The organism is Pedobacter sp. FW305-3-2-15-E-R2A2, assembly GCF_038446955.1.
Lineage (GTDB): Bacteria > Bacteroidota > Bacteroidia > Sphingobacteriales > Sphingobacteriaceae > Pedobacter.
Window position 1 is genome coordinate 7,167,673 of sequence record NZ_CP151803.1, and the last position, 12,823, is coordinate 7,180,495.

A 12,823-nucleotide genomic window follows, 5' to 3' on the forward strand; every position below is an offset into this window, starting at 1 on the left:
TAGGTACTTTGTTACATTTATGCTCATCATAAATCTTACCTTTGCATAGTGAACATCCGCGACCTGATTAACAACTACAAAACAGATGAGCGCATTGTCGCATTAGCAAAAGCCCTTAATGCGGGCAAAGGTAACAAACTTCAACTAAAAGGTTTAGTTGGTTCTGCTGATGCAACAATTGCCATAGCTACTTATTTCCTGTTGCACAAACCTCAATTATTTATTCTCCCGGATCGGGAAGAGGCCTCCTATTTTATGGCTGATCTGGAAAGTATCCTCGATAAAGAGGTCTTACTTTTCCCTTCTTCCTTCCGGAAAGCCTTTGAATTTACGCAGGTAGACACGGCTAATGTGCTTGCAAGAGCTGAAGTACTAAATGAGCTGAACCACAATTCAGAATATGGAAAGATTGTGGTCACCTATCCTGAAGCCCTGGCAGAGAAGGTCATCAACAGGAGCATGTTGGAAAAAAACACCCTGGAAATTGGCATTAATGCAAAACTAGGAATTGACTTCATCAATGAATTTCTGATCGATTATGCCTTTGAGCGTACGGAATTTGTTTACGAACCTGGTCAGTTTTCTATCAGAGGGGGAATTGTCGACATTTTCTCTTTCTCCCACGACCTCCCATACCGGATAGAGTTTTTCGGAGACATTGTAGAAAGTATCCGAACCTTCGAAATTGAAAGCCAGCTTTCTGTTGAAGATGTAAAAAACCTGACCATCATCCCTAATGTGCAATCAAAATACCTGACAGAAAGCAATATCAATCTGCTGGATTATATTGAAAAAGATACCCAGCTTTGGTTTAAAGATGTAGAATCCTGCTTCGACATCGTCAAAGCCGGTTATAAAAAAGCGATAGAACTTTGGAGGGCACTTCCGGCAAAAGAAAAACAGGAAAACCAGGATTGGATAGATCCTAAATTTGCCTTTACAGATGAGAAAATGTTGGCAGATATGGTCCACGATTTTGCACTTGTAGAATTTGGAAAACAGTTTTTCTATAAAACGGATTATGTTTTTTCTTTCGAAACCAAACCTCAGCCATCCTTTAACAAGGATTTCAGCCTGCTCATTCATAATTTAAAAGAAAACGAGAAACAGGGCATCCACAATTATATTTTCAGCTCCTCAGCAAAACAAACTGAGCGACTGTACGCCATTCTGGAAGATATCGATAAAACAGCAAAATTTACTCCGGTTAACATTCCGCTGAGAGAAGGTTTTCTAGACGCACAGCAACAAGCAGCTTTTTATACGGATCATCAGATTTTCGACCGTTTTTATAAGTACAAACTAAAAAGAGGATACCAACGAAGTCAAGCCATTACTTTAAAGGAACTAAGAGACCTTAAACCCGGAGATTTTGTGACCCATATTGACCATGGAATCGGAAAATATGCGGGTCTGGAAAAGGTAGAAGTGAATGGAAAAACTCAGGAAATGATCCGTCTGGTTTATGCAGATAATGACCTTTTATACGTAAATATCAACTCTCTGAACCGCATTGCAAAATATAGTGGAAAGGAGGGAACTCCACCCAAAATGAATAAGCTGGGTACTGAAGCCTGGGATAAGCTAAAGAAAACCACTAAAAAAAAAGTTAAAGACATCGCCCGGGACCTGATTAAGCTCTATGCTTTACGGAAAACTCAGGTAGGAACGGCATTTGATCCGGATGGTTACCTGGAAACAGAACTGGAAGCCTCCTTCATTTACGAAGATACCCCGGATCAGGAAAAAGCAACCATGGATGTTAAAAGGGACATGGAGGCACCTCATCCAATGGACAGACTCGTTTGCGGAGACGTTGGGTTTGGAAAAACAGAGATTGCTATCCGGGCTGCATTTAAAGCTGTTGCCAACGGAAAACAAGCTGCGATTCTTGTTCCCACCACCATTCTTGCCCTACAACATTTTAAGACCTTTTCAGGCCGTTTAAAAGAGTTTCCCTGCAATGTCGATTACATCAACAGGTTCAAAACCAATAAACAGATCAAAGATACGCTCGCTTTACTTGCAGAAGGAAAGGTTGACATTATCATTGGCACCCATCGCCTCCTGAGCAAAGATGTCAAATTCAAGGATCTTGGTATTATGATCATTGATGAAGAACAAAAATTTGGTGTAACCTCCAAAGAGAAGCTGAGGGTATTGAGGGCAAATGTCGATACACTGACCTTAACAGCAACTCCGATTCCAAGAACGTTGCACTTCTCCCTGATGGGCGCAAGGGATCTTTCCATCATGAGCACACCACCTCCCAACAGGCAGGCAGTAAATACCGAACTTCATGTCTTTAATGACAAACTAATCCAGGAAGCGGTACAATTTGAGCTGGATAGAGGTGGACAGGTATTTTTTATCCACAACCGGGTAAATGATTTACCGCAGCTCGGCGGACTGATACAACGATTAGTTCCCAAAGCACGCATAGGCATTGCCCACGGCCAACTTGATGGAGATGCGCTCGAAGATGTCATGCTGGACTTTATCAATGGAGAAAAAGATGTTCTTGTAGCCACAACCATTATTGAGGCAGGGCTGGACATTCCCAATGCCAATACTATCATCATCAACCATGCCCATATGTTTGGACTGAGTGACCTGCACCAGATGCGTGGTAGGGTAGGACGCTCCAACAAAAAGGCTTTCTGTTATCTGTTAAGCCCTCCACTATCCACCCTTACTTCTGAGGCCAGAAAAAGGCTTAGTGCGATAGAAGAGTTTTCAGACCTTGGGAGCGGCTTTAACATTGCGATGAGGGACTTAGACATCCGGGGGAGTGGAAACCTCTTAGGAGCTGAGCAAAGTGGCTTCATTGCCGAAATAGGTTTCGAGATGTATCATAAAATACTTGACGAAGCCATTCAGGAGCTGAAAGAAGATGAATTCAAGGATTTATTCAAAAATGAACCCATCCGCCCTTTTGTTACTTTCACTCAGGTAGACACCGATCTTGAATTGTTTATACCTGATGATTATGTCACGAACATTACTGAGCGATACAACCTCTATACAGAACTCTCCAAGCTGGAAAATGAAGAACAGTTAAAAACCTTTGAAAGTGCTTTAAAAGACCGTTTTGGACCTGTTCCCAAACCTGTAAAAACCATGTTAAACGTCCTTCGCTTACAATGGGTTGCCAGGAAATTAGCTTTTGAAAAACTAAGCTTCAAGAAAGGGGTATTGAGGGGGTACTTTATTGCCGATAAACAATCCGCATTTTTTGATTCTACGATGTTCAATCAAATTTTGCACTTTGCGCAAATGCATCCCAGGATCTGCAATTTAAAAGAGGTAAAAAACTCTCTGCGTATTGCTTTTGAAAATCTGAACACCGTAGATGAAGCAGTGGAGATGTTGGGTATGGTGGCTAAAATAAACAATTAAAGATGATGAATCCTCAAATATTAAATGATCTTGTCACCATGCAAATGCCATTTGGCAAGTATAAAGGCAGGATCATTTGCGACCTTCCCGAGTCCTACCTGGTTTGGTTTCATAATAAAGGCTTTCCTCCAGGCAAATTGGGAGAAATGATCGCTACTTTATATGAAATTAAGCTAAATGGGCTGGAATACCTGCTCCAACCGCTAAGAAAAAAATCTCATTAAAGACATAAAATCCCTGCCCATTTTTATTGTTTTTTAGCTGCTCTTCAATAAAAATTAGTGCTTTTATTCTTAGTACAAAATCAGATACAGATAAGCATACACCACAGGTGCAGCAATTAGCAGACCGTCAAATCGGTCAAGAAAACCTCCATGCCCTGGCAATATATTTCCCGAATCTTTTGCATTAAGGCTGCGTTTAAGCATAGATTCTACCAAATCCCCTAATGTTCCAAAACTGGAAATCAAGATGGCCATTCCTCCCCATGCCCATACAGGAAGTTCCGTAAAAAACAAAGACAATACATAAGCAACGACCAGGCTGGTAAACATCCCTCCAAAAAAGCCTTCCCATGATTTTTTAGGAGAATGGCGTTCAAATAAGCGTGTTTTTCCAAACTTAGAGCCAAAAAGATAAGCTCCGGTATCATTAGCCCAAAGCATCAGCATAAAAGAGAGCGGCAAATGAAAACTATATTCGGCACTATGTCCTATAAATCCCAGGGAATAAAAGAAACAAAAGGGCACTGTCACATACATAAACCCTACAAAAGTATAGGAGATATTTGCAAATGGGATCGTCTCTTTCTTATACAATTCACTGATAAATACGGAAAAGATCAGCGGCACTAAAAGCAGTAGAAATTTAGTTTCAAACTGCAAAAAATGATATCCTGCAGTCATTAGAAAGATCAATGTTGCCGCAATCAATGCAATGTTTCTGTGTGGCCGGATTCCTGCCGTTTTAATCAGTTTAAAGAACTCCAGCAAAGCACCCAGGCTCAGCAGCAGATAAAATATAGAAAAGACATAAGGTCCCAGAAACATAGAGCCTAACATCACAATAGTAAAAAAGAAAGCGGTAATTGCTCTGGTCTTCATGGAGGTAAGGTATTTTTATGCGATATTATTTTCCTTGATATAAGCTTCCGCTTTTTCCAAATTATCAGGATGTACTAAAATATGAACTATTCCAAAAGTTTGGTAAGAAGAGTCCCGCTGGTTCATCACTACCGCTGCAATATCACTCTCAATTAATCCTTGTTTCAGTATTTCTGCAGTATAAGCATCTTCGGTGCTAAATACCTTTATCCAATTGCTCTCCATCGGCTTTTAATGTTTTATTTTTTAAAAATTTAAATAGCAGAACGGTTAAAACCACACTAATGACATAACCATACCATTGAAAATGGGCTGTTTTATCTGACTCCGACAAAGGTATATTGTTTTTTTGCATATACCATGCTGCGGTTACAGCATAAGCATTATTTAAAAAATGAGCAAAAATGGAATACCAAAGGCTTCTGGTCCATAAATAAATGTATCCAAAGCCCGCACCCAATAAAAAGCGGGGTAAAAATCCATAAAACTGAAGATGTATGGCACTAAAAACAAATGCAGAAAGCCAGATGGCAACATGGGGATTACTAAATATTCTTCCCAATGATCTTTGTATTGCCCCTCTGAACATCAGCTCTTCACAGACAGCAGGCAAAATACCAATCAAAATGATATTAAGCAGGTAGGTGCCGATGTGATCCATCTTTAAAAGCGCTTCAGTAGTCGCCATTGCCCCATCTTCCTTGCTTTTCATCCATTCTTCTATAGATTTCAGGAATTCTGGCAATGCCATTTTCTGGTTTAACTGCATACTAAACTCCATTAATGGCATAGAGGCTGCCATCAACGCTATGGTTAGCAATAATAATGTCAATTTTGGGGATCTGAAATTATAGAAAACAGTCATTTTTTTCCTCTCTCCCAAGGCTAAAAATAGAGCAGGAACCAGGAATAATCCCATTTGCTGTAGGGAGATCAGGACCCTATTGACCATTACAAAGTTTGGATTATCAACCTCCAACCAATTGTAATTCATAAATTCACCATACATAAAATAAAAAGCCAGCAAGCTAAGTATTAAAGTAATAAATACTCCTGCAATCGCATATATACACAGGCTAAGTAATTGTAAGTAAGGACTTTTTTCGGCGCTTTCGCTTTCTTTCAAATTCATTATTTGTAATATTTGTACCTTTGTCCTTTGAATTTTGGTTTGAAGATAGAAAAATGTCTGTAAAGATAGGAAATATTGATCTGGGAGCTTTCCCTTTATTGCTTGCACCGATGGAAGATGTAAGTGATCCACCGTTCCGTTTTGTTTGTAAACAAAGCGGGGTAGATATGATGTATACTGAGTTTATCTCTTCTGAGGGATTAATCCGGGATGCGGCAAAAAGCAGGGCTAAACTGGATATTTTTGAGTATGAACGCCCGATAGGTATTCAGATCTTTGGGAGTGAGATTGATCATATGCGCGAAGCGACAGAAATCGCTACGATGGCTGGTCCTGACCTCATGGACATCAATTACGGTTGTCCTGTTAAGAATGTTGCTTGTCGGGGTGCAGGATCAGCACTGCTACAGGACATCGATAAAATGGTAAAAATGACCGAAGCGGTGGTTAAAGCAACACATTTACCTGTTACCGTTAAAACCCGCCTGGGCTGGGATGATACCACTAAAAATGTCGAAGAAGTAGCAGAACGTTTACAGGATATCGGAATTCAGGCATTGACCATTCATGGCAGAACCCGGGCACAATTGTATAAAGGAGCAGCGGACTGGACTTTGATTCGCGAAATCAAAAGAAATCCAAGGATAAAAATTCCTATTTTCGGAAATGGAGATGTCGACAGCATTCAAAAGGCAGCAGATTGGCGCTTAGAATATGAAGTAGATGGAATTATGATCGGAAGAGCTGCCATTGGTTATCCATGGATATTTAGGGAGATCAGACACTTTTTCAATACCGGTGAAATCCTGGCAGGACCAACTGTAGAAGAACGTGTTACGGTATGCCGGACACATTTTGAGAAATCAATTGCCTGGAAAGGACCTAAAGTAGGTGTATTTGAAATGAGACGTCATTATGCAAATTACTTTAAAGGACTTCCTGATTTTAAGCATTATAGAATGTTATTAGTAAAAGAAGATAACATTGAAATTATTCACAGTATATTAGACGAAGTGGCAGATAAATATCAGCACATTTATCCCGATGGGGAAATGGCTTGATTTTTGAAAAACATTTCCTAAATAAAGTTAAAAATGGTAACAGCAATCACACAAGGGATCAAAATATCAGTAGAAACCATGTATCAGGATGAATATTCCAATCCTGCTAATGAGCATTTTATGTTTGCTTACCGCATTACGATTGAAAATCTATCAGACTATTCTATACAGCTGATGAGACGTCAATGGTTTATTTTTGATTCTAACGGTACAGAGAGAGAAGTAGAAGGAGAGGGTGTGGTAGGTCTTCAACCTGTAATGGAACCCGGAGGAAGTCATACTTATGTTTCCGGATGTCATTTGAGTACAGATATGGGAGCAATGAGCGGAAATTACCTGATGCACCGTATGATAGACAGTACTGATTTCACGGTAGATATTCCTGAATTTAACCTGATTGTGCCTTACAGGCTCAATTAATATTTATTTCTTCCGAACAACATCGAAGCATAATAGATCAGATTGGCCAACGAACCTAAAGCAGCAACTACATAGGTCATTGCTGCCCACCATAGCGCATCCTTGGCCTGTTTGTTTTCTTCTACAGTATGCATCACTGCATTATTGTTTCTTAACCAGATTAGCGCCCTTCTGCTGGCATCAAATTCTACAGGCAAGGCAATTACACTAAATAAGGTAAGTAAGGCCAGACCAGCTACGCCAATGCTCAATACGACAGGATTTCCTGTGAATCCAATCAGCAATACGCCTATAATCAATACCCATTGTAATAAAGTAGAAGAAATGCTAACCACAGGAACCATATTTGTTCGCAGTTGCAACCAATGGTAAGATTTCGACTGCTGAACCGCATGTCCACATTCATGTGCAGCCACAGCAGCAGCGGCAACACTTCTCCCATGGTAAACATCTGTACTTAAGTTTACTGTTTTATCTTCCGGGTTGTAATGATCAGAGAGTTGACCATCAGTACTCATCACCCTCACATCATAGATACCGCTATCATGCAGCATTTTTTCCGCCACTTCTTTCCCTGAAAATCCCGAACTCAAGTGCATTTCAGTATACTTTGAAAACTTATTTCTAAACTTCCATTGCACGAACATGCTAATAAGTAATATCGGGACTATTAAAAATAAATAAGTTCCCATTTCCGTAGTGTATGTTTTTCAAACTATTCAAATCAAAAAGCGCGCCTAATTTGCCTGACCAAAAAAAATAATGATAAATTTAGATGATGAAAACAGCTATATCTTATTGGGAAAAACAGCATTTTTTTACTTATGATGTCATCATAGTAGGCAGTGGAATTGTTGGCTTAAATGCCGCAATTGCAATAAAATCTAAAAATCCAAAAGCAAGTGTAGCCATCCTTGAAAGGGGATTCCTCCCATCTGGTGCCAGTACAAAGAATGCAGGATTTGCTTGTTTTGGCAGTATCTCGGAATTGATGGAGCAGGAAAAAGGCGGAGGTACAGCCTTACTTTATCAACTGATAGAAAGACGATGGAAAGGACTTTTAAAACTTCGAAAATTACTCGGAGATGAGTCAATTTCTTATCATAATTATGGCGGATATGAATTATTTAAGAAAGCAGATCATCAGCTAGCCGAACTTTGTGTAGCCAAAATCAGCCACTTTAATGAACTCATTAAAGACATTGTTGGTCAGGAAGATGCTTTCAAAACCTCAAGTACAAAAATCGCTGCTTTTGGTTTCCGTGATACTGCGCTGTTGATCGAAAACAAATTGGAAGCTCAGATAGATACCGGAAAAATGATGAAAGTATTAATCCAAAAGGCAGCGGCTGAAGGTATAATGATCTACAACAACTGTGAAGTAGGGCAGCTTCAGGAGGAGAAGAATTACCAGGTATTAGTCAGCAACCATGGAAATTTTAAAGCCAGACAGGTGCTGCTAAGTACAAATGCTTTTATAAAAGACCTCATTCCTGATTTGGATGTTGTTCCCGGCCGCGGCCAGGTCATCCTGACACAACCGATCCCGGATTTAAAAATAAAGGGGACTTTCCACTACGATAAAGGTTACTATTATTTTAGAAATATAGACCACAGAATCCTACTTGGTGGTGGTCGCAACCTCGATATTAAAGGAGAAGAAACGGCCGTTTTTGGAAGTACTCAATTGATCCAGAACGCATTAAAAACATTACTAAAAGAAGTAATTTTACCGGATACCCCATTTGAAATTGAACAAACCTGGAGCGGCATCATGGCTTTCGGTCATGACCTCTATCCGATCGTAAAATCCGTTCGTCCGGGTGTTTTTTGTGCAGTAAGATGCAATGGTATGGGCATCGCCATGGGAACACAAACAGGTGAAGATGCAGCCAACCTGATTCTACCTTTTCTATAAAATCCAGATTATTTACGATGTCTTCTTGCAAGATCATTTTTATTTTTAGACTTTTGATAAAAATATTAGTATGGAAGTAGCAATAGTCATATTATTGATCATAATTTTAGTAACACTAATTATTCTATTTTTAAAAAAGCCGGTAGCAAATGACAACCACATTGCCCTGTTGGATTTAAAAGAGGAAGAACACCAGAAATCTTTAAACTGGCTGAAGGAAGAAAAATTAAGATTGGAAGATGAGCTGAACGATCTCCGCAATAGTTTTCTGCTGGAAAGAAGTAAAGTCATTAAATCAGAAGAAACCCTGACCGCACAGCGGGAAAAACAAGCCGAACAGGAAAAATATATTGCTGAATTACAACAACGTTTCAAGCTGGAATTTGAGAACATTGCCAATAAAGTCCTGGATGAAAAAACGGCAAGGTTTACGGAACAAAACCGGACCAACCTGGACATGATCTTAAATCCGTTAAAAGAAAATATTAAAGCTTTTGAAGAAAAAGTAGACAAAGTTTATAAGTCAGAATCAGACGAACGAAATGTACTGAAAGGCGTAATTTCCCAGTTAATGAACCAAAGCAAGCAGATTCAGGAAGATGCAAACAACCTGACTAAAGCACTTAAAGGGGATTCAAAAAAACAAGGAAACTGGGGCGAAGTAATTTTGGAACGTGTACTCGAACGCTCCGGATTAATTAAAGACAGGGAGTATCGGATACAAACTAGTCTGAGCTCTTCAGACGGGGGCAGGATGCAGCCGGATGTGATTATTGACCTTCCGGATGATAAACATGTGATCGTTGATGCTAAGGTCTCTTTGGTTGCTTACGAAAGACTTGTTGCCGCAGAGACTGACGAGGACAGAGATACTTATATAAAACAACACATCATCTCTATTAAAAATCACATTCAAGGTCTTTCCGGAAAAAATTATCACGAGCTGAACGAAATAAATTCTCCTGATTTTGTATTGCTTTTCATTCCTATTGAATCTTCTTTTGGCATTGCTGTTCAGCAGGATGCAGAACTTTTCAATTATGCCTGGGATAGAAAAGTAGTCATCGTAAGTCCTTCTACCTTACTGGCTACTTTAAGAACCATTGCCAGCATCTGGAAACAGGAAAGACAAAATAGAAACGTATTGGAAATTGCGCGTTTAAGCGGAAGTATGTATGATAAGTTTGTTGGCTTTTTAACCGATATGGAGAGCATTGGAAGAAACATCAGACAAAGCCAGGATGCTTATGATAAAGCGTTAAACAAGCTTTCTACCGGAACAGGAAATCTTTCCAGTACTTCTGAAAAGATCAAAAAATTAGGTGCCAAAGCAACTAAGCAAATTGACACCAAATTTTTAGATCCTTTATTGGCTGAAGAAGACAACCTATAGTTTAAAAGCATTCCATCCCTGTGCTTTCAGTTCGTGAACAACACTGGATTTTGAAATCATTTTACAACCGGAATTCTTATCAGTAATGTGTCCTATAATGCTAATGTCCACATCATTTTTCAATTTAGTATAATCGTCTTGTTTAATGGTAAACAGCAATTCATAATCTTCACCACCGTTTAAGGCGCAAACTGTCGGATCTAAGCCCAGCTCACGAGCAGTCTCGTAAGTCATTGGGTCAATTGGAATTTTCTCCTCATAAATGGTACATCCTTTTTCTGACTGCTGACAAATGTGCATAATTTCAGAAGCCAAACCATCTGAAACGTCAATCATCGAAGTCGGAACAATTTCCATCTGAGCAAGCAAATCAACGATATCTCTTCTGCCTTCCGGCTTCAGCTGACGCTCGATAATATAATCCTTACCTTCCAGATCTGGCTGAATATTAGGGTTTTCCAAAAAGATCTGTTTTTCTCTTTCTAAAATCTGTAATCCCACATAAGCACCACCTAAATCACCGGAAACACATAAAAGATCACCTTCCTGAGCACCATTTCTGTAAACAACATCTTTCTTTTCGGCATAACCAATACTGGTCACGCTAATCACTAATCCCTGTTTACTTGAAGAAGTATCTCCTCCAATCAGATCGATATTAAATTTGTTGCAGGCCAGATCAATTCCTTTATAAATTTCTTCCACAGCTTCCAGGGGAAATTTACTTGAAATACCTATAGAAACTGTGATTTGAGTAGCAATACCGTTCATGGCATAGATGTCACTCAAATTTACCTGGACTGCCTTAAAACCCAAATGCATTAAAGGCACATAAGCCAAGTCAAAATGGATGCCTTCCAATAATAAATCTGTAGAAATTAATACCTCTTTATCTTTAAAATTCAAGACTGCAGCATCGTCTCCAACCCCTTTTATACTACTTTCATGCCTGATTTTGAAACCCTCTGTCAGATGTTTTATCAGACCAAATTCTCCAAGTTCCGCAATATCGGTACGCTCTTTATTCTCAAACATAATCTTGTCTCTTCTTACCTTTTAATTATTTTATATTTTTCTCTCTCATTTTTACTGCCAGGAGGAGCTGGCATCAATAGAGAAAGATTACAAACCCAATGCAGCTGAAATTTCCAGCATTCTTTCAATTGGTTTTCTTGCCTGAACAATAATGTCAGCAGGAACTGTCACTTCAGGAGAACCATTTTTTAAACATAAATACAATTTCTCCAGTGTATTTCTTTTCATATATGGGCACTCATTACAGGCACAACTATTATTCGGTGGTGCTGGAATAAAGGTTTTCGTAGGATTTGCCTTCTCCATCTGGTGAATGATCCCACTTTCAGTAGCCACAATAAACTCTTGTGCGTCGCTATTGATGCTATATTTCAGTAATCCAGTCGTTGATCCAATATAATCTGCCATTTGCAGTACTGCTTCTTCACATTCCGGATGGGCAATAAACTTCGCATTTGGATGACGTTCTTTCAATTTTGTAATCTTTTCTCTTGAAAAAATCTCGTGAACCATACAGGCACCATTCCAAAGCACCAAATCTCTACCTGTTTTTTTGGCCACCCAGGCACCTAAATTTTTATCAGGACCAAAAATAATCTTGGTGTCCTTTGGAAGACTTTCTACAATCTGTACCGCATTCGTAGAGGTACAAACAATGTCGCTCAAAGCCTTCAGTTCAGCAGTACAATTCACATAGGTGATCACTACATGATCAGGATATTTTTCTTTAAATTTCCTGAACAAATGTGGCGGACAACTATCTGCCAGAGAACACCCGGCTTTCAAGTCCGGAAGCAACACTTTTTTATCAGGAGAAAGAATTTTCGCCGTCTCTGCCATAAAATGTACTCCAGCAAACACAATCACCTCAGCGTCAGTTCTTGCAGCTTCTTGTGATAGGCCCAAACTATCCCCAATATAATCTGCAATATCCTGAATATCAGGGTCTTGATAGTAATGCGCAAGTACAATTGCGTTTTTTTCCTTTTTTAATTTTTCGATTTCCAGGAAAAGATCAAGTGTCGGATCGATCTTTTCATCCACAAAACCTTTTCGATTTAATTCCTCTAAGGTATCCATTTTCAACAGTTCAATAAATTATAATTATTTAATATAAATAGATTTCTATTGTTTATTAGTGTGTTAATAACGTTTGTAAAAAACTTTTTTTTAGTCGATTATTTGAGTTATTCATAAGTTATCCACATTTAGGTGACTTTTTTTTGATAAAAAGCTACTGATTTACAGCATTATATTTTTTCAGTCCAAAACTTATCCATACGAATATGTTTATTCTTAATGTGTGTGTAAAAAGTTAATAAACTATGCAAAGTTGCTCAAAAATAACTTAAAATATTGTGG

12 protein-coding genes are annotated in these 12,823 nt (G+C 38.9%); 6 read left to right on the forward strand and 6 right to left on the reverse strand.

Annotated elements, in window-relative coordinates:
- The first annotated feature begins 48 nt into the window (after window positions 1-48).
- Both mfd and AAFF35_RS29185 read left to right on the forward strand, forming a co-directional pair.
- Complete coding sequence (gene mfd, locus AAFF35_RS29180) at window positions 49-3,399, forward strand: transcription-repair coupling factor (protein WP_342329962.1); 3,351 nt, start codon at window positions 49-51, stop codon at window positions 3,397-3,399.
- A 5-nt stretch (window positions 3,400-3,404) separates the two neighbouring features.
- Window positions 3,405-3,623, forward strand: a complete 219-nt coding sequence (locus AAFF35_RS29185; protein ID WP_342333387.1) for a DUF3820 family protein — start codon at window positions 3,405-3,407, stop codon at window positions 3,621-3,623.
- 69 nt (window positions 3,624-3,692) lie between these two features.
- On the opposite strand, the gene AAFF35_RS29190 is transcribed toward AAFF35_RS29185, so the two are convergent.
- The 3 genes from AAFF35_RS29190 to AAFF35_RS29200 are packed head-to-tail and all read right to left on the reverse strand — an operon-like array spanning window position 3,693 to window position 5,634.
- The gene (locus AAFF35_RS29190) at window positions 3,693-4,502 is read right to left on the reverse strand and encodes a phosphatidate cytidylyltransferase (RefSeq protein WP_342329963.1); all 810 of its coding nucleotides are present in this window, start codon (window positions 4,500-4,502) and stop codon (window positions 3,693-3,695) included.
- A 15-nt stretch (window positions 4,503-4,517) separates the two neighbouring features.
- Window positions 4,518-4,727, reverse strand: a complete 210-nt coding sequence (locus tag AAFF35_RS29195) for a DUF2007 domain-containing protein (RefSeq protein ID WP_342329964.1) — start codon at window positions 4,725-4,727, stop codon at window positions 4,518-4,520.
- The gene (locus AAFF35_RS29200; RefSeq protein ID WP_342329966.1) at window positions 4,699-5,634 is read right to left on the reverse strand and encodes a CPBP family intramembrane glutamic endopeptidase; all 936 of its coding nucleotides are present in this window, start codon (window positions 5,632-5,634) and stop codon (window positions 4,699-4,701) included. Before AAFF35_RS29200 ends, AAFF35_RS29195 begins: the two co-directional genes overlap by 29 nt.
- A 53-nt stretch (window positions 5,635-5,687) precedes the next feature.
- On the opposite strand from AAFF35_RS29200, the gene dusB reads away from it, so the two are divergent.
- Both dusB and apaG read left to right on the forward strand, forming a co-directional pair.
- On the forward strand, window positions 5,688-6,695 hold the full coding sequence (dusB, locus tag AAFF35_RS29205; protein ID WP_074611428.1) for a tRNA dihydrouridine synthase DusB: 1,008 nt from the start codon (window positions 5,688-5,690) through the stop codon (window positions 6,693-6,695).
- Between the two features lie 33 nt (window positions 6,696-6,728).
- Window positions 6,729-7,115 (forward strand): Co2+/Mg2+ efflux protein ApaG, encoded by a 387-nt coding sequence (gene apaG, locus AAFF35_RS29210; RefSeq protein ID WP_074611427.1) that lies wholly within the window; start codon window positions 6,729-6,731, stop codon window positions 7,113-7,115.
- On the opposite strand, the gene AAFF35_RS29215 is transcribed toward apaG, so the two are convergent.
- Window positions 7,112-7,807 (reverse strand): zinc metallopeptidase, encoded by a 696-nt coding sequence (locus AAFF35_RS29215; protein WP_342329967.1) that lies wholly within the window; start codon window positions 7,805-7,807, stop codon window positions 7,112-7,114. The two genes, apaG and AAFF35_RS29215, sit on opposite strands and share 4 nt — an antisense overlap.
- A gap of 86 nt (window positions 7,808-7,893) precedes the next feature.
- Between AAFF35_RS29215 and AAFF35_RS29220 the strand changes: the two genes are divergently transcribed.
- The gene (locus AAFF35_RS29220; RefSeq protein ID WP_342329968.1) at window positions 7,894-9,033 is read left to right on the forward strand and encodes an FAD-binding oxidoreductase; all 1,140 of its coding nucleotides are present in this window, start codon (window positions 7,894-7,896) and stop codon (window positions 9,031-9,033) included.
- A 70-nt stretch (window positions 9,034-9,103) separates the two neighbouring features.
- The gene (locus AAFF35_RS29225; protein ID WP_342329969.1) at window positions 9,104-10,426 is read left to right on the forward strand and encodes a DNA recombination protein RmuC; all 1,323 of its coding nucleotides are present in this window, start codon (window positions 9,104-9,106) and stop codon (window positions 10,424-10,426) included.
- Here AAFF35_RS29225 and thiL read toward each other — a convergent pair.
- On the reverse strand, window positions 10,421-11,461 hold the full coding sequence (thiL, locus tag AAFF35_RS29230; RefSeq protein WP_342329970.1) for a thiamine-phosphate kinase: 1,041 nt from the start codon (window positions 11,459-11,461) through the stop codon (window positions 10,421-10,423). The genes AAFF35_RS29225 and thiL overlap by 6 nt on opposite strands.
- An 87-nt stretch (window positions 11,462-11,548) precedes the next feature.
- Window positions 11,549-12,541: a quinolinate synthase NadA gene (gene nadA, locus AAFF35_RS29235; RefSeq protein ID WP_342329971.1), complete on the reverse strand. Its 993-nt coding sequence runs from the start codon at window positions 12,539-12,541 to the stop codon at window positions 11,549-11,551.
- Between the last annotated feature and the right edge of the window lie 282 nt (window positions 12,542-12,823).